Here is a 23,077-nt window from a genome sequence, read left to right as displayed (position 1 = left end):
ACCGGGCGGGCGTCAGTCGGGGACGCCCGCCTCCCGGCGCATCTCCCGCACGGCCTCGTCCTTCGGCACGGTCGCGGCCTCCGGTTCACCGATCTCGGCGATCAGGCCGCGGACGCCGGGGTCGCCCAGGTCGAGCCCGCCTCGCACGAGCTTCACCAGCGACAGCAACCGGAGCGCGGCGGCGTCGGCACCCTGGCCGTGCCGGACCTGGGCGAGCAGCTCGACCACCGCGGCCAGGTCGGGCATGTCGCTGCGCGCGGACGTGGTCTCCACCGCCGGCGCGAGGCACCGCTCGGCGTCGGTGAACCGGTTCTCCTCCAGCGCGATGCGCGCCTCCAGCAGTGCCGACCACTCGGCGCCGAACGTGCCGAGCAGCGCGGAGGTGCCCATGTCGTGGAAGCTCTCGGCCAGCGCGCGGGCCTCGGCCACCGCACCGGCCCGCAGCTTGATCTCCGCCTTGGCGTACCAGATCATCGCCGACATCTGGTCGTTGCCGACGTCCCCCACGTACCGCTCGGCCTCGTCCAGCTGCTGCTGTGCCGCGGCGATGTCCCCGAAACGCGCGTACTCGACCGCGAGCCGCCAGTGCTGCTGCACGGCGTCCTCCCCGGACCGCAGCTCGTGCGCCAGCTTCAACCCCTGGTGGTACAGCGCGATCGCACCGAGGTTGTCACCGGTCTGCGAGACGAACGCGGCCTTCATGCCGAGCGACATCGCCGTGCCCCACCGGTCGCCGGTCGCCGTGAACAGCTCGTGGGCGCGGTCACGGGCCACCGCGGCACCGGCCAGGTCGCCGTCGTCGACCAGGATGAAGCTGCGGGCCCACTCCGCGCCCGCCCGTGCCCACGGGTCGTCGCTCCGCGCCGCCCGCAGCACCTCCCGGTGCGCCAGGTCCTTGTCCTTGATGATGAACGCGAGCATCGGCAGCGCGATTGCGAGCGCCGGGAACCGCTTGATCGAGTCGGCCCGCACGCACTCGTCGATGGCCGCCGCGGTCTCCTCCGGGTCCGGCATGCCCGGCATCGACTGCATCATCAACCGCATCGCGCTCAGCGCCGCCGCCACGTCCGCCGGCAACCGGTCGCCGAACGCGAGCACGTCGTGCACCGCCGTGGTCGCGCGGTTGTTGTCGCCCTTGACCATCCAGTACCAGAAGATGCCGGTGAGCAACCCGGCCGCCGTGTCCGCGTCATCGTCGTCGATCGCTCCGCGCAACGCCGCCACGATGTTGTCGTGCTCGGTCTCGTACCCGGCGATCACCTCCAGCTGGCGGCCGGTGCGGGTGAGCGGCTCCCAGCGCTCGGTGAGGTCGCGGTAGTGGTCGCGGAACCGGACGAGGACCTCGGCGGTCTCCCCGGAGGCGGTGAGCTGTTCGGCGGCGTAGACCCGGATCGTCTCCAGCATCCGGTAGCGCGGCTCCGGGGCCAGGTCGAGCACGTCCACGATGGACTTCTCGACCAGTGAGGTGAGCACGTACAGGTCGTGCCGGCAGATCCGCTCGATCGCCGCGAGGTCGGCACCGGACGGGAACACCGACAGCCGCCTGGCCAGCTCGCGTTCGTCGGCGGTGAGCAGGTCCCAGCTCCACTCGACGACGGCGCGCAACGTGCGCTGGCGGGGGAGCGCGGTGCGGCTGCCGGAGGTCAGCAGCCGGAAGCGGTCGTCCAGGCGCTGGGTGATCTGGTGGACCGTCATCGACCGCAGCCGGGCGGCGGCCAGCTCCAGCGCGAGCGGCATGCCGTCGAGGCGGCGGCAGATCAGCTTCACGGCGTCCGCCGTGGACTCGTCGAGCCGGAATCCGGGCTTCACGGCTGTCGCCCGGTCCAGGAACAGCCGCACCGCTCCGCAGTCCGAGATGTCGGCCTGCCCGTTCGGCACGGCCAGCGGCCCCACCGGGCACAGCGACTCGCCCTCGATCGCGAGCGGCTCCCGGCTCGTGGCGAGCACCCGGACGTTCGGCACCATCCGCAGCAACCGGCCGGTGAACTCCGCGGCGGCGTCGACCAGGTGCTCGCAGTTGTCCAGCACCAGCAACGACTCCCCGGACGCCAGCACCTCGGCGACGCGGCTCATGCCGTCGGGACCCCTGCGCATCGGGTCACCGGTGGCGAAGCTCAGCTCGAACGCGCTGAGCACCGCACCGATCAGGTCGTCGGCCGCCCGCACACCGGCCAGCGGCAGGAACCACACCCGCCCCTTGGCGTGCAGCCGGTGCCGCGCCGCCGCCTCGGTCGCGAGCCGCGTCTTGCCCGCACCACCCGGCCCGACCAGCGTGACGAGCCTGGCCCGCTCGAGCTGCTGCGCGACCCGTCCCAGCTCCTCGTCACGCCCGACGAAGCTGGTCAGCCGCACCGGCAGCCGGTCGGCGACCAGCTTGGGCGCGAGCTCACCCTTGAGCGCGGCGAGGTGCACGTCCTGCAGTTCTGCGGACGGGTCCACACCCAGCTCGTCGGCGAGCCTGCGGCGCACGTTCTCGTACACCTGCAGCGCCTCCGACTGCCGTTGGTGCGCGCACAACGCCGTGATCAGCAGCCCGGCGAGCCGTTCCCGGAGCGGGTGCCGTTCGTGCAGCGCGGTCAGCTTGGCGATGTCGAGGTCACCGTTGTCCTCTTCGGCGTCGAGGCGTGCCTCGTCCAGCTTGACCGCCGCCGTGGTCGCGAACGGCGCCTCGCGGACGTCCGCCAACGCCTCCCCACGCCACAGGTCGAGCGCCTCCTGCGTGCGCCCGGCCGCGCGCAGCCGTTCGAACCGGAACACGTCGACGTCGTCCCGTTCGATCTCGAGCCGGTACCCGCCCGGCTCCAGCGTGACGTCCGGGCACACCTTCCGCAGCCGCGACACCAGCGACTGCAGCGCGTTCGTCGCGTCCGCGGGCGGCTGCTCACCCCACAGGTCGTCGATCAACGTGCCGGTCGCGACGGGCCGGCCGGGGTCGAGCGCCAGCCGGGCCAGGAGCATCCTGACGCGGGCCCCACCGATGTCCACCGGTGTGCCGTCGTCGTCCTCGACCCTGGTCGGTCCCAGCAATGCCACGCGCACCCGACCAGTTTCCCAGATCGGCCGGGCGGGTACCGGGGCGACGATCTTCTAGCCCAGCACCCCGACCGCCGCGACCAGGGCCTGGGTGATCAGGCGGGTCAGGCGTTCGTCCGTGTTGTTCCGCGGCACCTGCTCGGTGAGCATGATCGCGTACAGGTACGCCTGGTAGGCGGCCAGCCGCACCCGGTCGGCGTCGGTGAGCTCCGTGCCGTAGGCGGTCAGGAACTCGTCGTCGATGTCGGTGAACAGCGCCGGCGACACGAACTCCGCCACCGGATCGCCCCAGAACGCGCGCTCGCCGTCGATGAGGCCGGTGAGAGCGTGGTCGGCGAGGACGTTGCCGTCCCAGAGGTCGAAGTGGACCAGGACTGGTTTCCTGATCTCGTCGAACAACGTCTTGTGCTGCTCGACGGGGATGTTCGGAAGCGTGACGTTGAAGCGCTCCGCGTCTGCTCTGACGGCGTCGACCATCCCGATGAACGCCTGCGACCAGGTGTCGTGCAAGCCGAGCTGCGGGTAGCCGAACGCTTCTCCCTCGACGGTGTGGAGGGTTCTCGTGGCCTGGGCTAGCTGCCGCCTGATGGAGGTGCGGTCCACATCGGACCGTCCGGCCAGGGGAGTGCCCGGCAGGAGCGTCGTCACGAGGACGTCCGCGTCGACGTGCCGGCGGGAGAAGTCGGTGTGCTCGACCTCCGGCACAGGTGCGATCTTCGAGGCGAGCGTGCAGAACAACGCCTCGGTTCGCATCAAGTCTCGCTCGTACGTCAGCCCCGGCTGCTCGCCAGGACTGATCTTCACCACGAACTCGCCCTCGGCCGCGGTCACCCTGAGGACGCGGTTGTACGTGCCACCGCCGAGCGCTGTGGCCTTCGGCGCGGTGAGTTGAGTGATTTGCTCTATGACTTCAGTGTCGACCAAAACCAACCTTACTCGTCAGTCACCTTCGTGCAGGTCACCGCTTGTCCAGGAGCGGCCGTGGCGCTGGCCCAGACCCGTTCGCCGTCCAGCAGGATCCGGCACGACAACGCCTCGTTGCCGGCCGGAGTCGCGGTGACCTCCGCCTGCTGACCAGAGTTGATCACAACCTCCGCCGACCAGGGGAGTGCCCCGGCGACCGAGGTGGTCTGCGGCGCGTCCCGCTCGTACCGGTCGGGGTTCTCCACGTAGCTGATCTTCACGGGCGCGTTCCCCTGCCCGGTCACCTCGTAGGTGACGGCCCAGGCCTTGCCGCTGATCTCCGACCAGCCGATCCGGTTGACCGTGAACACGAACCCGGCGCCGACGAGGACGAGGGCCGCGATCACTGCGAGCGTTTTCACGACACCCAACGGTATTGGCGCCGGTGTGCACCGGCATCGTCCGCGGGGTTGATGGCGTGTCATCCCCGCGGACGAGCGACGGCTGGTGCCCACCCTGGCGGGCACCAGCCGTCGTCGAGCCGCACCTACGCCGGCACGGTCCAGCGCTGGTTCGCCCCACCCGTGCACGACCAGATCTGCAACCTGGCCCCGTTCGCGGTGCTGTTGTCCCGCACGTCCAGGCACTTGTTGCTGCCCACGTTCACCAACGTCCCGCCCGACGCGGTCCACCGCTGGTTGCCGCCACCGAAGCAGTCCCACAGCTGCACGGCCGCGCCGTCCGCCGTCGAGTTGCCGGTGACGTCGAGGCACTTGCCGAGGCCGCGGACCGTGCCGTCGGCGGCGAGGGTCCAGGTCTGGTTCGGGCCGCCCACGCAGTCCCACATCTGGGGCAGGTTGCCGTTGGCCGTCGAGCCGTCGGTGACGTCCAGGCACTTGCCGCCCAACCCCGTGATCGGACCGGTGCGCGCGCCTGGCTGGCCGGGGTCGAGGGTGCCCGGCCAGGTGAAGGTGGCCATGGCGCCGCCGGGGAGGCGGTAGCCGAAGTTCTGGCCGCCGTAGGAGACCTGGAAGTTCTGGTCGCCGCCGGAGTTGAGCGCCACGAGGACGATGGAGCCGTCCGGGTTGCGGAAGGCGACGTTCTGGATGCCGCCCTCGCCGTAGCCGGTGGAGTCGATGCGCACGGCTCCGGGCTTGACGAACTTGGAGAGGTGGCCGAGGACGTAGTACTCGGCGTTGTAGGTGACGTTGGAGCCGTTGGTCATGACGACGCCGGTGCAGTTGGTGCAGCTGCCGATGACCGGGCCGTTGTTCTGGTCCAGTGCCATGTTCCAGATCGCGACGGTGCGGGCGTGGTTGCGGGTCGCGCCGATCGCGAGGTTGATGCCCTGCCAGCGCAAGGTGTCGCGGAATGTGTTCGCGTCGTTGGAGGAGCGGGTGCCGGAGCACTCGGTGAAGAAGATGTCCTTGCCCGGCTGGTTGTTCTTGACGACCGACTGTCCACTCGGGTTGCCGCCGTAGCAGTGCCAGGCGGAGCCGATGACGTTGCTGCCGGCGCCGTTGTTCACGGTCTGCGGGTAGTTCGTGTCGTCCCAGTTGTGGTCGTAGCCGAGGATGCGGGCCTGCTGGCCGGCGGCGCGCAGCTTGGGGACGAGGGTGTTGATGACGTTGACCTGTTGCTGTGCGGACATGCGCATGCCGGGGTAGCCGGGTGGTTCGAAGTTCGGCTCGTTCTGCACGCTCAGGTAGTCGATCGGCGCGCCCGCTGCCTGGTAGGCCTGGGTGAACTTGACCAGGTAGTCGGCGTAGACGCCGATGCGGCTGTCGTTCAGCGAGCCCTGGATGAGGCTGTTGTTGTTCTTCATCCACGCCGGTGCGCTCCACGGCGTCGCCATGATGCTCAGCTGCGGGTTCAGCTGCTTGGCCTGCCGGATCAGCGGCAGGATGTAGGCGTTGTCGTGGGCGGTGGAGAACCGGGAGAGCGTGGGGTCGGCGGCGCCGTCGTTGTAGGTGTAGAAGCTGCGCGAGAAGTCCGAGGCGCCGATCGGCTGGCGGATGAAGGTCATGCCGATGCCGCTGCCCGGGTTGAACAGGTTGTTCATGATCTCGTCACGGCGTGGTGAGTTCCAGATGTTCCACGCGGCCGAGTCGGTGAACGACGCGCCGAACCCGACCATCGACTGGTGGGTGGAGTTCGGGTTGACCGTGATGACCGGTCCGCTGCCACCGCTGCCGAACGACACTCCTGCTTGCTGGCGCAGGAGGTTCGAGCGGTCGGCGGTGGTCAGCCAGACGTTAGCGGTGGTGGCTGCGGTGGCCGGGGTGGCGAGGTAGGTGCCCGCCGTCACGGCCACGACGGCCGAGATCAGCGCGGCACTGCGCCAGCGGCGTGGTGCAGGGGACATAAGCGCTCCTTGCAGGGGTTCGGGCGCCCGGATTCCACTTGTCGGAGTTATCTGTAGAGCCGGATGTCGGCGATGCTCCACCAGTTGCTCGCGGCACCGGTGGAGGTGATCCGCAGGTAGCGTGCGCTCGTGCGGACGTCGATGTTCGTCAGCTGGCCGGTGCCCCGTCCACTTGCGACGGTGCGCCAGGTCGTGCCGTCGCGGCTGACCTCCAGCTGCCAGTTGCGGGCGTAGTCGCCCAGGTTGCCGCCGCTGTCGATCGCGACGCGGCGGAAGTCGCGGTTGCGGCCGAGGTCCACCTGCAGGTGCTGGCCTGCCGCTTGTGCCGCTTCGCTGGACCAGCGGGTCGAGGCGTCGTCGTCCACGGCGAGCGCGGCGTCCTTGCCGAGCGAGGCGGTGGCGGTGGCACCGGTGAGCGGCACGAAGTCGAGCTTGTCGCGGAGCTTGTGGTGCGCGGGCCAGGTGAACGTGGCGAGCGCGCCGCCGGGCAGCGTGTACTCGAACGTGCGGTCGCCGACGTTGACGGCGAAGGTGCGCGGGTCGTCGTTCTCGTTGTGCACCACCAGTGCGGTGGAGCCGTCGGGGTTGCGGAAGGCGGTGTCCATGACCTGGCCGTTCCAGCCGGTGGTGCCGAACGACGTGCTGGCGATGCGGCGCGCGCCGGGCTGCACGAACTTCGCGAGGTGGCCGATCGTGTAGTACTCGGCGTCGGTGCTGACCGAGCCGTCCGGGTGCGCGGTGACGAGGCCGGTGCAGGTGCCGCAGCCTCCGTTGTGCGGGCCGCCGGTGCTGTCGAGCGCGATGTTCCAGTTGACGACGCTGCGCGCCCAGTTGCGGGTGGTGCCGAGCACGACGTTGCGGGCGTGCCACCGCAGGGTGTCGCTGAAGACCTTCTCCGGCGGGTCGGTGACGCTCTTCGAGCCGGAGCACTCGGTGAACCAGATGCCCTTGTCCGGGAACGCGTCGTGCAACGCGGTCTGTGCGCTCGGGTCGCCGTAGTAGCAGTGGTAGGCGGTGCCGGCGACCCACCTCGCGGCCTTGTCGCGCAGGACCTGGAACGGGTAGTCGGCCTCGGCGGTGCCGTCGTTGGGGTGCGTGGCCCAGTTGTGGTCGTAGGCGAGGATCTTCGTGCGCGGGCTGGCGACGCGCAGCTTCGGCCCGAGCGCCTCGATGACCTTGAGCTGGTCGGCGACCGGCATGTCGGTGCCGGGGTAGGCGTCGGGCGTGCGGTTCTGCGGTTCGTTCTGCACGGACAGGAAGTCGATCGGCACGCCCGCCCGCGTGTAGGCCTGGACGAACTTGACCAGGTAGCGCGCGTAGGCGTCGTAGATCTTCGGGTCGTCCTTGAGCCGGCCGCCGACGAGCGAGTCGCCGGTCTTCATCCACGCGGGCGGGCTCCACGGCGTGGCCATGACCTTCAGCCGTGGGTTGAGCCGCTTCGCCTCACGCAGCAACGGGAGGATCTTCGCCTCGTCGTGGCGGATGCTGAAGTGCTTGAGCGCGAAGTCGGTCTGCCCGGCCGGCACGTCGTCATAGGTGTAGTGCTCGGCGGCAGCGGTGAAGTCGGACGACCCGACGGGCTGGCGCAGGAAGCTCACGCCGATGCCGCTCTTCGGGTCGAACAGCTTGCGCATGGTCTCCGCGCGCACGGCGGGGGACAGGCCGTGGAGCACCTCGGCACTCGAGTCCGTGATCGACGCGCCGAACCCGTCGACCGTCTGGTAGCCGCGGTCGGGGTCGACCACGATCGTCGGGTGCGCCGACTGCGCCGTGCCGAACGCGACGCGCGGGCGTTCGTGCAGCAGCGCAGCCCGGTCCGGGGTGGTCACCCACACGCGTGCTTCGGGCGTGCTGGACGCCTCCGCCGTCGGCACGGCGGTCAGGCCGAGCACCAGAGCCACGATCGCGGTTGTTCTCATCGCCGTCCTTGTAACAGAGGTTCATCACTGTGAAACACCTGCTTTCCAGGATGAAACACCTCGACGTGGCGACGGTCAATGGTCTGCTTCAGTTCCGGTACATTGACCAGGTGGAACGAGCTTCCGGTTCGATGAAACAACGGGCCAGCCTCCGCGACATCGCCGCCGAGACCGGCGTCTCGGTCGCGACCGTCTCACGCGTGCTCAACGACCACGTCAACGTCGCCCCGCGTACCCGTGACCTGGTCTTGCAAGCTGTGGAACGCCGTCGGCAAGCTCCCGTGCAACGAACCGTGTACGTGCGTTGCCCGTACGTCCTCAGCGACTACTTCGGCCTGATCGTCTCCTCGATCGCGGAGACCCTGAAGCTCCACGGCGTGCGCCTGCTGCTCGACGCGGGGGAGTCCGCGCAACACACCGAGGCGTTGCGCGGCCTGCCCGGCCAGGAGGACGTCCACGGCGCGATCCTCATCCTCCCGCCAGAGGAGGGCGACGAGCTGGTGGCGTTGGCACGGGCCGGTTTCCCGTTCGTCGTCGTCGACCCGCGCACACCACCACCGCCGGACATCGCCTCCGTGTCGGCCGCCCACTCCGCCGGCGCCCGTGCTGTGGCCGACCACCTGATCTCGCTGGGGCACCGGGACATCGCGGTGATCGCCGGTCCCTCGGAGTGGCTGGCCGGCGACGCACGCCTGGCCGGTCACCGCTCGGCGCTGGCCGCCGCGGGGGTGCTGCTGAGCACGGACCGGTTGCGCTGCATCGAACCCACGACCGCTGAGGGCCGCCGGGCGGCGTTGGAGCTGCTGGCGCTGGACCCGCGGCCGACCGCGGTGGTGTGCTTCAACGACAAGGTCGCGGTAGGCACGATGCAGGCGGCGCGGTCACTCGGGCTGAAGGTGCCGGAGGACGTGTCGGTGGTGGGGTTCGACGACATCGACCTCAGCGAGGCCACGGATCCGCCGCTCACGACGGTGCGGCAACCGTTGCAGGAGATGGGCAGCATCGCGGTCAGCCAGCTGATGCGGATGCTCGACGGGCACCGGCCGGAGGCGTTGCACATCGAGCTGGCGACGACGCTGGTGGTGCGGGAGTCGACGGCCGCGATCTGACCGGCGCTACAACTGTTCGAGGTAGTCGGCGACGAGACGTTCGTACGCGGTGCTCGGATCGTGGCGCTTGTCCTCCGCCCACACGTAGCGCGACGGGGCGGGAGGAGGCGGTAGCGGGTCCACGAGCTCGAACGGTGCCCACTCCGCGTGCCGGCGCTGACGGCGGTCGATGGCATCCAGCTCCTGCAGCAACTCGGCCTTGGACACCTGCGAGCGCAGGAAGTTCTGGCGGAACGGCCGGACCATCGCGTCAAGGGCGGCGATCGTGAGCGCCCCCGGATCGTCCGGGATCCGGAGGTGCTTCTCCGTCTCGTAGACGACCTTCGCGTGCGCTGCCGTGCGGACGGCCGCGATCAGCTTGTCCGCGAACGTGCCGGGTTCGGAGTGGAACGCCTTCTCCGCCACGTCCATGTCCAGGCCGCTGACGGCCGCCACCCCGATCTCGGCGTGGTTGCGGGCCCACTCGTTGCGGACCCAGGATCGATCTGTCGGCATGACGATCATTGTGCGGGACAGCGGACTCGTTCGGGACCGTTCGGCGGACCGGGCCGGTCCTCCACACCGACGGCAACAGCTCGGTTGTGCTCCCGCGCCGATCTTGCCTCGGAACGGACCAAGCCGCGAGGTTCGGCAGAGGTTCTGGCACCGGCCGGAGGCGTTGCACATCGAGCTGGCGACGACGCTGGTGGTGCGGGAGTCGACGGTCAGTGCATGACGCCCCAGACGCGGGTGGCCGGGTCGACGAGGACCTGGAGCTGCTGCTCACCGCCGTAGTGGTGGCACCAGTGGCCGACCTCGAACCCGCCGTCCACCGGGATCCACAGCGTCAGCCGGTGTGAGGTGGTCTCGCCGTCGTCCTGCGCCTCGCTGTCCAGGACGTCGGCGACCACCGTCCTGCCTGTGGCGCGCAACGCGGTGGTCTCCCGCGCGTTGTCCGACGCCGACGCCCCGATCGCCATCATGATGAGCACGACGACCAGGACGCCCAGCTCGGCCAACGCGATGCCCCACCACGGCAGGTCGGACAGGGCGATCGCGACGCCGAGCGCCGCGGCACCGATGATCGAGGCGCCGGCGAGCACGCGCTGGGTCGTGGCCGAACCGCGGCTGGTGAGGACCACTTCGGCGGGGTTCGCGGTCACCAGGCGGTCCCGGGCGGCTGCCACCGCAGGTCATCGATGCACGACAGCCCACGTGCGCACCTCGGGGTCGACCAGCACGGTGAGCCAGCCTCCTCCGTGCTTGGCGGTCTCGCTGCAGACGTGCCTGCTGCACCGGTGCCGCGCCTGGAAACCGCCGTTCGGTGCCGGGATCCAGAGCGTGAACTCATAGGTGGTCTCATCGCTCTCCTCGTGCACGGAGCTGTCGACGACCTCACCGGGCACCATCGTGCCGGCCGCGAACCAGAGCGCCAGCATGAGGAACGCGACGATGAGGAGGCACAGGGCCCAGAGCGCGGTGGCCCACCAGGGCGAGCCCGTGACGATGATCGCGATCAGGCCGCCGGCCAGGGCTGCGATCGTGACCGCGGCGAGCACGCGCTGAGCCAGGGCGGACGATCGGCTCGTCAGGGTGACTTCGGTCGGGGTCGCGGTCACCGGCCGATCTCAGCCGCGTGCCGAGGCCGTACGAGGGTGAACGCGACCGGCTGCCAGGACCACGTGACGGGCGCAACCAACCGACCACTCAGGCCAGCAGCAACCGCACGGTCAGCTCCAACCGGTTCGCCACATCCGTCGCCGTCGCCCGCCGCGTCACCCACGCCACCAGGTTCGACAGCCACACGTCGCTGATCACCCGCGCGATCGCCTTCTGCTCGTCCGTCGGCTCCTCCGCCGTCATCGCGCGCGTGAACATGGTCTCCATCAGCAGCGCGACCCGGTCGATCTCCGCGCCGGCCGAGGCGTCCGCGAAGGTGAAGGCGCGGGTCATGGCCTCGGTGAGGTGCGGGTTGCGTTGCAGGCCTCGGGTGATGCGGCCGAGGACGAACAGCACGCGGTCGTAGGGCGTGTCGCCGGGGATGGCGGCGCGGTCCATCTTCTCCTGCGCGCGTTCCAGTTCCACGGCGAGGCTGGAGACGAGCAGGTGGATCTTGGAGGGGAAGTAGCGGTAGAGGGTGCCCAGGGCGACGTCTGCCCGGTCGGCCACCGCGCGCATCTGGACGGCGTCGAACCCGCCCTTGGACGCCAGCGCGATGGTCGCGTCGACGATCCTCTTGCGGCGCTCGCGCTGGGCGGCCGAGCTGAGCTCGTCGCCTGCCATGAGGGCGTCCGCGCGCGACTTCGAAGGTGACACGGAGATGATCCTCCTGGAACGTGTTGCAGCAGCCTCCACATCGTACCCGAGCGGTTTCGTCGCCATGATCTGTTGCTCGAATTAGAACACGTTCTATAAACTTCCTCACGTATTGGAGGAGGCCGCATGCCGATCGCCACGACCGACGAGCACCGGGCACTCAGGGACAGTGTCAGCGCGGCCCGCGGGAAGTGGGAGGACCTGGTCCGCGTCGGGTTCTTCGAGGTGCTGCGCGAGGGTGGCGACGCCGTCGACCTCGCGGTGATGGTCGAGAAGGCCGCCGAGCTCCTCGTGCCGGGGCCGTTGCTGCCCACGGCACTGGCCAGCGCGATCGTCCCCGGTTTCGACGGGACGGCCGGGTTCGGCTTCGACACCGAGCACGTCATCGGCGCCACCGAGGCCACCCACCTGCTGGTCAAGGCGGACCACTGGATGCTGGTCCCGGCGGAACGGGCGACGGTCACCGCCAGGGACGCCCTCGACCTGACCCGGTCGCTCGGATCGGTGCAGGTCCACGCCGAGGGCGAACCCACGACCGATCCCACCGACCTGGCCGTTACGCTCATGGTCGCCGAGGCCAGCGGGATCGCTCAGTGGTGCCTCACCACCGCCGTCGAGCACGCGAAGCACCGCGAGCAGTTCGGCCGGGCCATCGGGTCGTTCCAGGCCGTCAAGCACCTGTGCGTCGAGATGCTCTGCCGGGCGGAACAGGTGGCGTCGGTCGCCTGGGACGCGGCCACCGCGGTCGACGACCCCGACGAGCACCCGCTCGCGGCGGCGGTCGCGGCCACCGTCGCGCTCGACGCCGCGGTGCGCAACGCCAAGGACTGCATCCAGGTCCTCGGCGGCATCGGCTTCACCTGGGAGCACGACGCCCACCGCTACCTGCGCCGCGCGCTCTCCCTGCGGCAGCTGGCCGCAACTGTGAACTGGCGGCGGCGCACGGCCGAGCTGGCGCTCACCGGGGTACGGAGGCAGCACCGGGTCCAGGTCGCGACCGACCCGGAGGTGCGCAGGTTCGCCGAGGAGATCGCCGATCTCGATCAGCAAGAGCAGCGCAAGAGGCTGGCGGACAGCGGATACCTCGTGCCGCACTGGCCACACCCGTACGGACAGGACGCCTCGCCGGAGCGCCAGCTCGTCATCGACGACGAGTTCGCCAGAGCCGGTGTGCGGCGGCCTGACCTGATCATCGGTGCGTGGGCCGCGCCGACGATCCTCCGCTACGGCACCGAAGAGCAGCAGGAACGGTTCGTGTGGCCGACCCTGCGCGGCGAGCTCACCTGGTGCCAGCTGTTCAGCGAACCCGAGGCGGGCTCCGACCTGGCCTCGTTGCGCACCAAGGCGACCAGGACCGAGGGCGGCTGGCGGCTGACCGGGCAGAAGGTCTGGACGTCGTTGGCACACCAGGCCGACTGGGCGATCTGCCTGGCCCGCACCGACACCTCCGCGCCGAAGCACAAGGGCATCACGTACTTCCTCGTCGACATGAGGTCCACGGGCATCGACGTGCGGCCGCTGCGGGAGATCACCGGCGAGGCCAGGTTCAACGAGGTCTTCCTGGACGACGTCTTCGTGCCCGACGACTGCGTGGTCGGCGCGGTCGACGGCGGCTGGCGGCTCGCCCGCACCACACTGGCCGACGAACGGGTCGCCATGGGCCGGGGCTCGTCGCTCGGCGAGGCACTGGAACAGGTTCTGGCCGCGGCTCCGGAACCGTCGGACCGCCTCGGCGCACTCGTGGCCCAAGGACTGGCGGTGTCCTTGCTGGACCTGCGCGCCGGACTGCGGCAGCTCAACGGGCAGGAACCCGGCGCCGAGTCCAGCGTCCGCAAGCTCGTCGGGGTGCGGCACCGGCAGGACGTCGCCGAGTTCGCGATGGAGCTCTCCGGCGGACTGGTGCAGAGCCGGGAGACCCACGAGTTCCTGCTCACCAGGTGCCTCAGCATCGCCGGCGGCACCACCCAGGTCCTGATGAACCTCGCAGGCGAACGGATCCTCGGCCTACCCAGGGAGAGTTGATGGATTTCAGCCTCGACGACACCCAGCAGGAGATCGCGCGGCTCGCCGCCGACGTGCTGGGCAGGGAGGGTGAGACGCCCTGGAAAGCGCTGGGGGAGGCGGGTTTGCTGGCCCTCGCCGTTCCGGAACGCCTGGGCGGCCACGGCCTCGGCGTGCTGGAGACGGCACTGCTGCTCACCGAGGTCGGCCGCAAAGCCGTGGACGTGCCCGCCTTCGCCACCCTCGCGCTCGGCGTGCTGCCGATCGTGCGGCACGGCACCCACGACCAGCAGGACGAACTGCTGCCGCTGGTCACCGAGCAGCACGCGGTGCTGACGGCCGCACTCAGCGAACCCTCGAACCCGCTGCCGGCGACACCGTCCACCAGGGCCGATCCCGACGGCACCGGGCTCACCGGCGTGAAGATCAACGTGCCGCGCGCCGCCGAAGCCGCCCGCATCCTCGTCACGGCGACGACGGACGACGGTCCCGTGGTCGTGGTCGTGGACCCCGCCCAGCCGGGGGTGTCCACAACGGACAACGCCGTGCGCCTCGACGACGCCGTGGGCGAGGTGCTGGGTCCCGCGAGCGACGCACCGGCGGGGCTCCGGCGGTCGGCGCTGGCCGGTGCCTGCGCGGTCGGGGACGGCGTGCTGGCCGGAGCCCTCGACCTCACCGTCAAGCACGTCGGCACCCGGCACCAGTTCGGCAAACCGCTCTCGACGTTCCAAGCGGTCGCTGGTCAGGTCGCCGACGTCTACGTCGCCGCCAGAACCCTGCACCTCGCCACGCTCACCGCGTGCTGGAGCCTCGACAGCCCCGACCAGAACAGCCCCGACCAGAACAGCCCCGACCAGAACAGCCCCGACCAGAACAGCCCCGGCCAGAACAGCGCCGACCAGAACAGCGCCGACCTCGACACCGCCGCCTACTGGCTCGCGGCCGAGGCGCTCCCGGCCGTGCACACGTGCCACCACCTGCACGGCGGCCTGGGGCTCGACATCACCTACCCGATGCACAGGTACTACGGCCTGGCCAAGGAGCTGACGAGGTTCGTCGGCGGAGCGGAGCACCGGTTGGGGCAGATCGATGTTCATTGACCTCACGACCGGGCAGCGCAGGCTGCGCGACGAGCTGCGCGAGTACTTCGCCACCGTGATGTCGCAGCAGGAACGCGACGCCATGCTCACCGAACGGCACGGCACCGTCTACCGCGACCTGGTGCGCAGGCTCGGCACCGACGGCTGGCTCGGCGTCGGCTGGCCCACCGAGTACGGCGGGCGCGGGTTCGGCGAGGTCGAACAGCAGATCTTCGTCAACGAAGCCGCCCGCGCCGACGTGCCGTTGCCGTACGTGACGCTGCAGACCGTCGGACCGACGCTGCAACGCTACGGAACCCAGGAGCAGAAGGACTTCTTCCTCCCGCGCATCCTCAAGGGCGACCTGCACTTCGCCATCGGCTACACCGAACCCGAGGCCGGCACCGACCTCGCGGCGCTCAAGACCAGGGCCGTCAGACAAGACGACCACTACGTCGTCAACGGCCAGAAGATCTTCACCACCGGTGGCCACGATGCCGACTATGTGTGGCTGGCGGTCCGCACCGGCAAGCCCGAAGAGCGCCACAAGGGCATCACCATCCTGATCGCCGACACCGAAGACCCCGGCTACTCCTGGACGCCGATCATCACCTGCGACGGCGCGCACCACGTCAACGCGACCTACTACAGCGACGTGAAGGTGCCGGCCGGCATGCGGGTCGGCGAGGAGAACAAGGGCTGGCGGCTGATCACCACCCAGCTCAACCACGAGCGCGTGATGCTCGGCCCGTCCGGCCGGATCGGCGCGCAGCTGGAACGCGTGCTCGACTGGGCGCGGCAACGCGACCTGCTCGCTGAACCCGACGTGCACCGGGCGTTGGCCGAGGTCAAGGTCGTGCACCGGGTGAACGAGCTGCTCAACTGGCAGGTCGCCGCGCAGGAGGTGGAGGTCGCGGACGCCTCCGCCACCAAGGTCTTCGCCGCCGACCGCACCCAACGCGTCGGCCGTCTGCTCGAAGAGGTCGTGAGCCGCCACGGCGACCCGGCCGAACCGGAGACCGCTGAACTCACCCGCTGGCTCGACGTCCAGGCCAGGCGCAACCTCGTGCTGACCTTCGGCGGCGGTGTGAACGAGGTGCAGAAGGAACTGATCGCGTCCATCGGGCTGGGACTACCGAGGGTGGTGCGGTGACCGACATCGAAAAAGCCGCGGCCAAGATCGCGGAACAGGGTGAGTGCGCACCGCGGCTCGCCCGCGACCCGGTGAACCTGCCGATGATCCGCAACTGGCTGGAGGCCATCGGCGACGAGCACCCCGGCTACACCGAGGTTGCGCCACCGGCCATGGTGCAGGTGTGGACGATGGCCGGTCTGCACGGTCAGCGCACCCTGGACGACCCGCTCGGCGCGATGATGCGGATCCTCGACGAGGCCGGGTTCACCTCGGTCGTCGCCACGAACAGCGACCAGACCTACCACCGCTACCTCGAGGTCGGCGAACAGCTCGCGGTGACGACCCGGCTGGAGGACGTGACCGGGCCGAAGAAGACCGCGCTGGGCGAGGGCTGGTTCGTCACCACCCGCAGCACCTGGTACGTCGGCGACGAGCCGGTCGCCGAGATGCGCTTCCGGGTCCTGAAGTTCCGCCCGGCCGAGAAGCCCGCAGCAACACAGGAAGCACCGAAAGCGCAGGCCATCCGGCCGTCGGTCAACAGGGACACCGAGTACTTCTGGGAAGGCACCAAGCAGGGTGAGCTGCGCATCCAGCGGTGCGGCGGCTGCGGCCTGCTCCGGCACCCACCCGGCCCGATGTGCCCGGAATGCGGTGCCACGAAACCGAAGTACCTGGTCTCGGACGGCCGCGGGATCGTCTACAGCTACGTCGTGCACCACCACCCGCAGGTGCCCGGCAAGCAGACCCCGTTCGTGATCGCGCTGGTCGAGCTGGACGAGGGCGTGCGGATGCTCGGCGAGCTCGACGGCGAACCCGGCGTCGGGCTGCCCGTCGAGGTCGTGTTCACCGAGGTCGACGACGACCTGACGATGTTCGGCTGGAGGCCCCGTGCGGATCGGTGATTCCCTGCCGGAGTGGCACGTGGAGGCCACGCCGACGTTCGTGATCAGCACCGCGCTCGCGACCCGCGACTTCCAGGACGTGCACCACGACCGCGACCTCGCGGTCCAGCGCGGCTCGAAGGACATCTTCATCAACATCCTCACCACCACCGGCCTGGTCCAGCGCTACGTCACCGACTGGGCTGGCACGGAGGCGTTGGTGCGCCAGATCAACATCAAGCTCGGCGCCCCCTGCTACGCCTACGACACGCTCAAGTTCTTCGGTCAGGTGCTGGAACGCGAGGACAACGACCTGCTGATCGAGGTCGTCGGCCGCACCGACCACGGCGACCACGTCACCGGCACGGTCAAGATCGAGGTGCCCGCATGAACGCCGCGATCGCCGGCATCGGCGCGACCGAGTTCTCCAAGGAGTCCGGCCGCAGTGAGCTCCAGCTCGCCGCCGAGGCCACCAGGGCCGCTCTCGCCGACGCCGGCCTCGAACCGTCCGATGTGGACGGCCTTGTCAGCTTCACCATGGACACCAACGCCGAGATCGCCGTCGCCCGCGAGCTCGGCATCCCGGAGCTGACGTTCTTCAGCCGCGTCCACTACGGCGGCGGCGCGGCCTGCGCGACCGTCCAGCAGGCCGCGATGGCCGTCGAGACCGGCATGGCACAGGTCGTCGTCTGCTACCGGGCGTTCAACGAACGCTCCGGCCACCGGTTCGGCCAGGTCCAGACCGCGGCCGCGGCGAACATCGACAACAGCTGGTCCTACCCGATGGGCCTGGGCACCCCGGCCGCGATGGTCGCCATGTTCGCCCGCCGGTACATGCACTCCTACGGCGCCACGTCCGAAGACTTCGGCCGAGTCGCTGTCATCGACCGCAAGCACGCCGCCACAAACCCGAACGCCTGGTTCCACAACCGGCCGATCACGCTGGACGACCACCAGTCGTCCCGCTGGATCGCCGAGCCGCTGAGGCTGCTGGACTGCTGCCAGGAGAGCGACGGGGGAGTGGCGGTCGTCGTCACCTCCGCCGAACGCGCCCGCGACCTGAAGCACAAGCCCGTGCTGGTCAAGGCCGCCGCCCAGGGCAGCGGCACCGACCAGTTCACGATGACCAGCTACTACCGCGACGACCTGACCGGCCTGCCGGAGATGGGCGTGGTGGCGCGGCAGCTGTGGCAGCGGTCGGGCATCGGTCCGTCCGATGTGGACGTGGCCGTGCTCTACGACCACTTCACCCCGTTCGTGCTGGTCCAGCTGGAGGAGCTCGGGTTCTGCGGCAAGGGCGAGGCGAAGGACTTCGTGGCGTCCGGTGCGCTGGAACTGGACGGGTCGCTGCCGCTCAACCCGCACGGCGGCCAGCTCGGCGAGGCCTACCTGCACGGCATGAACGGCATCGCCGAGGGCGTGCGGCAGGTCCGCGGCACTGCGGTGAACCAGGTCGAGCGGGTCGACAACGTCCTGGTCACCGCCGGTACGGGCGTCCCGACGAGCGGCTTAGTCCTGGGTCACTAACACGGCGTCCGCGAGCACGGGACGGTCCCCGGCCGAGGTGGTCAGCACCAGCCGGGACCCGTCCCGCCACACCCGCGTCCGCAACGTCTCACCGGGGAACACCACACCGGCGAACTTCGCGCCGAACGACACCACCTGCTCCGGCCCGTCGAGCAGTGCGTCGACCACCGCCTTGCACACCACGCCGTACGTGCACAGGCCGTGCAGGATCGGCTGGTCGAACCCCGCCCTCCGCGCGAACTCCGGATCGGCGTGCAACGGGTTCCGGTCCCCGCACAACCGGTACAGGTAGGCCTGCTGCGGCAGCGTCGGCGTCTCGATCACCGCGTCCGGCTCGCGGTCCGGCAGCTCGACGCGGTTCGACGGCCCGCGCTCACCACCGAACCCGCCCTCACCACGCGCGAAGATGCTGGACCTGGTCGTGTGGAGCGCGGTCCCGTCCGCAGTGACCGCGGTGGACTCCTGCACGACCACGGCGGCCTTGCCCTTGTCCCACACGTCGGTGATCCGCGTCCGCAGCACCGCCTCGCCGTCCGCCGGGATCGGTCCGTGCACGGTGATCTCCTGCGTGCCGTGCAGCACCTTCGCGAGGTCGATGTCGATGCCGGGGAACGACACGGCGGGCGGCGCGGTCTCGTGGAACCGCGGCGCCACGACCCCGAACGTCGGCAGCACCGACAGGCCCTCCTCGTAGACGTACCGGAGTTCTGTCGCGCCCAGCGCCAGGTGGTAGAGCAGCACGTCGGACGACGACCAGGAGAACGTGAGCTCTGGCAGTTCCGCCCCCACGGCGACATCCGGATCGATCGGCATCAGCAGCCCTTCACTCGTAGGTGATCTTCACCGTGTCGGTGACCGGAACCGACTGGCACGCCAGCACGATGCCGTCGGCGATGTCCTCGGGGTCGAGCACGTCGTTGTCGAGCATCTTGACCTCGCCCTCGACCAGCCGGCACGCGCACGCGCTGCACGCTCCCTCCCGACAGGAGAACGGCGCGTCGAGCCCTTTGTCCAGCAACAGGTCCAGCAGCTTCGTGCGGGCGGGCCAGGCGAACCGGTGCGTCTCACCGTCGAGCGACACCTCGACCTGCGCGTCCGGCCGTTCGTCAACCACGGCGACGACCTCAGTGAACGGATCACTCGACAACGACACGAACTTCTCGACGTGCACCACCGGAACATCGTGCAACGCCTTCCGCGCGGCCTCCATGAACGGCGCCGGCCCGCACACGAACGCCTCGTCGCAGTCCCGCACGAACGCCCGCAACCCGTGCGGCAACCCCTGCACCGACTCCAGCCAGTGCACGACCGTCAGGCGATCCGGGAACTCACGGGCCAACCGGTCCAGCTCGCGAGCGAAGATCACCGAGGACTCGTCCCGGTTGGCGTAGAACAGGAACACCGACCCGGTCCCGCCGGACAGCACCGCCCGGACGATCGACATCACCGGCGTGATCCCGCTGCCCGCCGCGAACGCCAGCAACGACGAGTCGAGCGAGCGAGGCGTGAACACCCCGGCCGGCGCCAGCACGTCCAGCTCCGTCCCGGCCGTCACTTCGGAGCACATCCACACCGAGCCGTACCCGTCCGGCGTCCGCTTGACCGTGATCCGCAACGGCTCACCGGGCGCGCTCGACAGCGAGTAGCACCGCGCCACCTCACCGGCCCGCACGGTCAGGAACTGCCCGGGACGGGGTGAGAAGTCCGCGCCGGACAGCACGAACGAGCGCGCGTCCGCCGTCTCCTCGATGACCGACTCGACGCGCAACCGGTGCACCTCAGCCATCGGCGACCTCCACCGTCCCGTCCCGCACGGCCTTCTCGATGCCGTCCCGCAACCGCAGGCACGTCCGCACCAACGGTGCCCGCGGTCCCAGCTCCGGGCACACGCTGGTGTCCGCCAGCCACTGCACGCTGGTGTGCTGCGGGCTGTTCTTCTTGACCAGCACCCGGTTGCCGCAGTCGCACGTCACCGGCACCATGCCACCGGACAGGAACTCCCGCAGCTCGCTCATGAGCTCGTCGCCTCCTGCTGCCGGGCCAGGTTCCCGGCGACCTCCTTCTCCCACACCTCGACCGCCCGGCTCGTGTCGACCTCGAACTCGAACCGCCGGACCATGTCGTCGGTGACGTCCTCGACGTCCACGTAGAACTGCTCGTACCAGCGCCGCAGCTGGTAGACCGGCCCGTCCTCCTCGCACAGCAACGGGTTGTCGATCCGCGTCTTGTTCTGCCAGATCTCCACGTCCTGCAGGAACCCGGCGCCGATGCCGCGCGCGAACTTGCGGGCGATCTTGTCCGCGTGCTCGTCGGAGACACCCGGCAGCTTCTTCACGATCGCGCCCCACTGCAGCTTGAACGAGTTCGGCGTGATCGGGTAGTGGCAGTTGATCAGCACCGTCTCGATCTCGATGCCCTTGTAGTCGTTCCACAGGTAGTCGATCATGTACGACGGCCCGTAGTACGAGGCCTCCGAGCGCACCTCGACGTCACCGGTGTAGTTCGACGCCATCGCCACGTCCGGCCGGCCCCGCGTGGTGAGGTACTGCGAGGCGATGTGGCCCTCCATCACGTTCTTGAAGTACGTCGGGAACGCGAAGTGGATGTAGAAGAAATGGGCCATGTCGACGACGTTGTCGATGATCTCGCGGCAGTTCGCGTTGTCGATCACGACCGAGTCCCACGTCCAGTTGCTCCACTCGCCGCTGAACGCCTGCTCGATCCGCGGGATCGTCACGTCCTCGGGCGGCGGGTTGCCCTGCGGGTCGTTCCACACGAACAGCTGCTTGTTCTCCTCCAGCGTCACCCACGACCGGGTGCGGGCTCGCAGTGGAACCCGCTTGGCGTAGGGGATCTCGACGCACCGGCCGTTGCCCGCCCAGCGCCAGTCGTGGAACGGGCACGCGATGTTGTTGCCCTTCACCGTGCCCTGCGTGAGGTCGCCACCCATGTGCCGGCAGTACCCGTCGAGCACGTTGAGCTTGCCGTCCTCGCCCTGGAACACCACGAGCTTGGTGCCGAACGCCTTGATCGCGTGAGGCTGCCCGTCGCGGAAGCTGTCGGCGAGACCCAGGCAGTGCCAGCCGCGCGCGAACCGTGCGGGAGGCGCGCCGGTGTCGATGGAACGCACGGAGTCCTGCGTCATCACTTGCCTCCACGATGATTGTGGTCGGAGATGTCGAGTCCGGCGAGGTACCCGAAGGTCATCGCCGGTCCGAGGGTGGCTCCGGCACCCGCGTAGGTGTGGCCCATGACGGACGCGCTCGTGTTGCCGGCCGCGTACAGGCCGTCGATCACCGAACCGTCCTCGCGCAGCACCCGTGCGGTCGCGTCGGTGCGCAGGCCGCCCTTGGTGCCCAGGTCGCCGGGGACGATCCTGGCCGCGTAGAACGGTGGCTTGAGCAGCGGCGCGAGGCATGGGTTCGGGCGGACCCGGGGGTCGCCGTAGTAGCGGTCGTACGCGCTGTCGCCGCAGTGGAATTCGGGGTCCGTGCCGTTGAAGGTGTTGAACCGCTCGACCGTCGCGACCAGCTCGGGCAGGTTCGCCCGATCGGCCAGTTCGGCCAGGGTGGGCGCGGAGAGCACGACCTCGTTCCAGCGCCGGGGGAGCGGGCGGCGTGGCGGGAAGCCGGCGAACGGGTAGCGGTTGCGGTAGGTCTGGTCGAACACGAGCCAGGTCTCGCCGGTCATCGCCTTGACCACGTCGATGTAGGGCGCCGCCTCGTTGACGAACCGCCGCCCGGACGCGTCGACCAGCACACACCCCGGCAACGCGCGTTCAGCGAGCAGGAAGAACGGGCCGCGCGGCAACGGGACCGTCGGTCCCCACCACGCGTCGTCCATCAACCCGACCGCCGCGCCGGCACGCAACCCGGCCTCGATGCCGTCACCTGTGTTGGCCTGCGCGCCGACCGTCCACTCCGTACCGATGTCCTGGTGCTGTTTGCGCAGCTGCTCGTTGTTCTCGAACCCGCCGGACGCGAGCACGACGTGCGGCGCCTGGACCAGCTCGTCACCGATCCGGATCCCGGCGACACGGCCGTTCTCGAAGTGCAGGTCGGTGAACGCGGTGTTGAGCCTGACCTCGACGTTCAACGCCGCCAGGCCGGCACGCAGTCCCGCCGCCAGCGCCTGGCCCATTGCCAGCATTCGTCCCGGCTTGAACCGCTGGGCGAACAGCTTGGCGGCGGTCAGCGCCCCGCGCGGATGGCGAGCGGCGAGCGTGAGCCACCTGTAGTCGACCTGGGTGATCACGATTCCGGCCGGTGTCGGCACGTACGGCGGCTCCAGGTGCTTGAGCTCGGCACCGAGGACGTCCGCCTTCATCGGCACGGGCTCGATAGAACGCCCCTGGGGCCGCCCGCCGGGCGCCTCCGGGTAGTAGTCGGGATAACCGCGCACCCAGCGGAACCGCAACGGCGTGTGGGCGCACACGAACCCGAGCATCGCCGGCCCGGCGTCGAGGAACGCCTCCCGCAGCTCGGCCGGCACGTCCCCGGCGATGTGCGCGAGGTAGGCGGAGGCGTTCTCCGGCGTGTCCCGCACACCCGCCTGCGCGAGGACGGGGTTGTTCGGCACCCAGATGCCTCCGCCGGACCGGGCGGTGGAGCCACCGAAGTGCGCCGCCTTCTCGACGACGAGGGTGCGCAGCCCCCGCTGGGCCGTGCACAGGGCGGCGGTCATGCCTGCCGCGCCGCTGCCGACGACGATCACGTCGTACATCCGCACCTCCCGGAGTCCAGACTAGAACAGGTTATAGTTCTGGGCGGTTTGGCGCTATGGTGTAGGAGTTCCAGGCGGTTCCACTCACCGAGAACGTGTTCCGGGAGG

The 23,077-nt window shown here is 69.8% G+C and carries 20 protein-coding genes and 2 pseudogenes; 7 read left to right on the top strand and 15 right to left on the bottom strand.

Annotated elements, in window-relative coordinates:
* Nucleotides 1–12: 12 nt before the first annotated feature.
* The 5 genes from BBK82_RS39050 to BBK82_RS39030 form a co-directional block, all read right to left on the bottom strand.
* The gene (locus BBK82_RS39050) at nt 13–3,039 is read right to left on the bottom strand and encodes an AfsR/SARP family transcriptional regulator (RefSeq protein ID WP_065919432.1); all 3,027 of its coding nucleotides are present in this window, start codon (nt 3,037–3,039) and stop codon (nt 13–15) included.
* Nucleotides 3,040–3,087: 48 nt separating this feature from the next.
* Nucleotides 3,088–3,864 carry a phosphotransferase family protein gene (locus BBK82_RS39045; RefSeq protein ID WP_237047811.1) on the bottom strand — a complete coding sequence of 259 codons (777 nt, stop codon included), beginning with the start codon at nt 3,862–3,864 and terminating at the stop codon, nt 3,088–3,090.
* A gap of 101 nt (nt 3,865–3,965) precedes the next feature.
* Complete coding sequence (locus tag BBK82_RS39040; RefSeq protein ID WP_170068038.1) at nt 3,966–4,358, bottom strand: MmpS family transport accessory protein; 393 nt, start codon at nt 4,356–4,358, stop codon at nt 3,966–3,968.
* Between the two features lie 125 nt (nt 4,359–4,483).
* Nucleotides 4,484–6,301: a lectin gene (locus BBK82_RS39035; protein WP_065919429.1), complete on the bottom strand. Its 1,818-nt coding sequence runs from the start codon at nt 6,299–6,301 to the stop codon at nt 4,484–4,486.
* Between the two features lie 47 nt (nt 6,302–6,348).
* Nucleotides 6,349–8,220: a discoidin domain-containing protein gene (locus BBK82_RS39030; protein ID WP_065919428.1), complete on the bottom strand. Its 1,872-nt coding sequence runs from the start codon at nt 8,218–8,220 to the stop codon at nt 6,349–6,351.
* A 131-nt stretch (nt 8,221–8,351) separates the two neighbouring features.
* Between BBK82_RS39030 and BBK82_RS39025 the strand changes: the two genes are divergently transcribed.
* A complete protein-coding gene (locus BBK82_RS39025; RefSeq protein WP_065921706.1) occupies nt 8,352–9,329 on the top strand; it encodes a LacI family DNA-binding transcriptional regulator in 978 nt (325 codons plus the stop codon).
* Nucleotides 9,330–9,335: 6 nt separating this feature from the next.
* Here BBK82_RS39025 and BBK82_RS39020 read toward each other — a convergent pair whose 3' ends face one another.
* The 4 genes from BBK82_RS39020 to kstR all read right to left on the bottom strand — a co-directional run bounded on the left by BBK82_RS39020 (nt 9,336) and on the right by kstR (nt 11,591).
* Nucleotides 9,336–9,824, bottom strand: coding sequence for a hypothetical protein (locus BBK82_RS39020; RefSeq protein ID WP_154697765.1), 489 nt, complete (start codon nt 9,822–9,824; stop codon nt 9,336–9,338).
* Between the two features lie 209 nt (nt 9,825–10,033).
* Nucleotides 10,034–10,495, bottom strand: a complete 462-nt coding sequence (locus BBK82_RS39015) for a hypothetical protein (RefSeq protein WP_065919426.1) — start codon at nt 10,493–10,495, stop codon at nt 10,034–10,036.
* A 6-nt stretch (nt 10,496–10,501) separates the two neighbouring features.
* The gene (locus BBK82_RS39010) at nt 10,502–10,927 is read right to left on the bottom strand and encodes a hypothetical protein (protein WP_065919425.1); all 426 of its coding nucleotides are present in this window, start codon (nt 10,925–10,927) and stop codon (nt 10,502–10,504) included.
* An 88-nt stretch (nt 10,928–11,015) separates the two neighbouring features.
* Nucleotides 11,016–11,591: a cholesterol catabolism transcriptional regulator KstR gene (gene kstR / locus BBK82_RS39005; protein WP_065921705.1), complete on the bottom strand. Its 576-nt coding sequence runs from the start codon at nt 11,589–11,591 to the stop codon at nt 11,016–11,018.
* Between the two features lie 159 nt (nt 11,592–11,750).
* Here kstR and BBK82_RS39000 point away from each other — a divergent pair, with 159 nt between their 5' ends.
* Both BBK82_RS39000 and BBK82_RS38995 read left to right on the top strand, forming a co-directional pair.
* Complete coding sequence (locus BBK82_RS39000) at nt 11,751–13,646, top strand: acyl-CoA dehydrogenase family protein (RefSeq protein WP_065919424.1); 1,896 nt, start codon at nt 11,751–11,753, stop codon at nt 13,644–13,646.
* A pseudogene (locus tag BBK82_RS38995) lies at nt 13,646–14,392 on the top strand (acyl-CoA dehydrogenase family protein); the annotation flags it as partial. The gene BBK82_RS39000 and the pseudogene BBK82_RS38995, both read left to right, overlap by 1 nt.
* 90 nt (nt 14,393–14,482) lie before the next feature.
* Here BBK82_RS38995 and BBK82_RS57010 read toward each other — a convergent pair.
* A pseudogene (locus BBK82_RS57010) lies at nt 14,483–14,722 on the bottom strand (hypothetical protein); the annotation flags it as partial.
* Between BBK82_RS57010 and BBK82_RS38990 the strand changes: the two are divergent.
* From BBK82_RS38990 to BBK82_RS38975, 4 genes are read left to right on the top strand one after another with little or no spacing between them, the layout of a single operon-like run.
* On the top strand, nt 14,715–15,857 hold the full coding sequence (locus BBK82_RS38990; RefSeq protein WP_065919422.1) for an acyl-CoA dehydrogenase family protein: 1,143 nt from the start codon (nt 14,715–14,717) through the stop codon (nt 15,855–15,857). The pseudogene BBK82_RS57010 and the gene BBK82_RS38990 overlap by 8 nt on opposite strands.
* Entirely contained in the window at nt 15,854–16,741 is an 888-nt protein-coding gene (locus tag BBK82_RS38985) for a bifunctional MaoC family dehydratase N-terminal/OB-fold nucleic acid binding domain-containing protein (RefSeq protein ID WP_237047810.1), read from the top strand. Before BBK82_RS38990 ends, BBK82_RS38985 begins: the two co-directional genes overlap by 4 nt.
* Nucleotides 16,728–17,111, top strand: coding sequence for a MaoC family dehydratase (locus tag BBK82_RS38980; RefSeq protein ID WP_065919421.1), 384 nt, complete (start codon nt 16,728–16,730; stop codon nt 17,109–17,111). Before BBK82_RS38985 ends, BBK82_RS38980 begins: the two co-directional genes overlap by 14 nt.
* Nucleotides 17,108–18,247: a lipid-transfer protein gene (locus tag BBK82_RS38975; protein ID WP_065919420.1), complete on the top strand. Its 1,140-nt coding sequence runs from the start codon at nt 17,108–17,110 to the stop codon at nt 18,245–18,247. Before BBK82_RS38980 ends, BBK82_RS38975 begins: the two co-directional genes overlap by 4 nt.
* On the opposite strand, the gene BBK82_RS38970 is transcribed toward BBK82_RS38975, so the two are convergent.
* Genes BBK82_RS38970 through BBK82_RS38950 form a run of 5 tightly spaced genes read right to left on the bottom strand, consistent with a single transcriptional unit; the run spans nt 18,230 to nt 22,969 of the window.
* Nucleotides 18,230–19,060 carry a MaoC/PaaZ C-terminal domain-containing protein gene (locus tag BBK82_RS38970; RefSeq protein ID WP_065919419.1) on the bottom strand — a complete coding sequence of 277 codons (831 nt, stop codon included), beginning with the start codon at nt 19,058–19,060 and terminating at the stop codon, nt 18,230–18,232. The two genes, BBK82_RS38975 and BBK82_RS38970, sit on opposite strands and share 18 nt — an antisense overlap.
* 10 nt (nt 19,061–19,070) lie before the next feature.
* Nucleotides 19,071–20,033, bottom strand: coding sequence for a ferredoxin--NADP reductase (locus BBK82_RS38965; RefSeq protein WP_065919418.1), 963 nt, complete (start codon nt 20,031–20,033; stop codon nt 19,071–19,073).
* Complete coding sequence (locus BBK82_RS38960) at nt 20,026–20,262, bottom strand: hypothetical protein (protein WP_065919417.1); 237 nt, start codon at nt 20,260–20,262, stop codon at nt 20,026–20,028. The genes BBK82_RS38965 and BBK82_RS38960 overlap by 8 nt, the downstream gene beginning before the upstream one ends.
* Nucleotides 20,259–21,392, bottom strand: a complete 1,134-nt coding sequence (locus BBK82_RS38955) for a Rieske 2Fe-2S domain-containing protein (protein ID WP_065919416.1) — start codon at nt 21,390–21,392, stop codon at nt 20,259–20,261. Before BBK82_RS38955 ends, BBK82_RS38960 begins: the two co-directional genes overlap by 4 nt.
* Nucleotides 21,392–22,969 carry an FAD-dependent oxidoreductase gene (locus BBK82_RS38950; protein WP_065919415.1) on the bottom strand — a complete coding sequence of 526 codons (1,578 nt, stop codon included), beginning with the start codon at nt 22,967–22,969 and terminating at the stop codon, nt 21,392–21,394. Before BBK82_RS38950 ends, BBK82_RS38955 begins: the two co-directional genes overlap by 1 nt.
* Between the last annotated feature and the right edge of the window lie 108 nt (nt 22,970–23,077).

This window comes from Lentzea guizhouensis (assembly GCF_001701025.1).
Lineage (GTDB): Bacteria > Actinomycetota > Actinomycetes > Mycobacteriales > Pseudonocardiaceae > Lentzea > Lentzea guizhouensis.
This window is presented reverse-complemented; position numbering and strand designations above follow the sequence as displayed.

Bases quoted from the DNA above. Each gene is read 5' to 3' on its own strand.
- BBK82_RS39035 (WP_065919429.1), bottom strand. From the start codon at position 6,301: ATGTCCCCTGCACCACGCCGCTGGCGCAGTGCCGCGCTGATCTCGGCC.
- BBK82_RS39030 (WP_065919428.1), bottom strand. From the start codon at position 8,220: ATGAGAACAACCGCGATCGTGGCTCTGGTGCTCGGCCTGACCGCCGTG.
- BBK82_RS39025 (WP_065921706.1), top strand. From the start codon at position 8,352: ATGAAACAACGGGCCAGCCTCCGCGACATCGCCGCCGAGACCGGCGTC.
- BBK82_RS39020 (WP_154697765.1), bottom strand. From the start codon at position 9,824: ATGCCGACAGATCGATCCTGGGTCCGCAACGAGTGGGCCCGCAACCAC.
- kstR (WP_065921705.1), bottom strand. From the start codon at position 11,591: ATGGCAGGCGACGAGCTCAGCTCGGCCGCCCAGCGCGAGCGCCGCAAG.
- BBK82_RS39000 (WP_065919424.1), top strand. From the start codon at position 11,751: ATGCCGATCGCCACGACCGACGAGCACCGGGCACTCAGGGACAGTGTC.
- BBK82_RS38990 (WP_065919422.1), top strand. From the start codon at position 14,715: ATGTTCATTGACCTCACGACCGGGCAGCGCAGGCTGCGCGACGAGCTG.
- BBK82_RS38975 (WP_065919420.1), top strand. From the start codon at position 17,108: ATGAACGCCGCGATCGCCGGCATCGGCGCGACCGAGTTCTCCAAGGAG.
- BBK82_RS38970 (WP_065919419.1), bottom strand. From the start codon at position 19,060: ATGCCGATCGATCCGGATGTCGCCGTGGGGGCGGAACTGCCAGAGCTC.
- BBK82_RS38965 (WP_065919418.1), bottom strand. From the start codon at position 20,033: ATGGCTGAGGTGCACCGGTTGCGCGTCGAGTCGGTCATCGAGGAGACG.
- BBK82_RS38960 (WP_065919417.1), bottom strand. From the start codon at position 20,262: ATGAGCGAGCTGCGGGAGTTCCTGTCCGGTGGCATGGTGCCGGTGACG.
- BBK82_RS38955 (WP_065919416.1), bottom strand. From the start codon at position 21,392: ATGACGCAGGACTCCGTGCGTTCCATCGACACCGGCGCGCCTCCCGCA.
- BBK82_RS38950 (WP_065919415.1), bottom strand. From the start codon at position 22,969: ATGTACGACGTGATCGTCGTCGGCAGCGGCGCGGCAGGCATGACCGCC.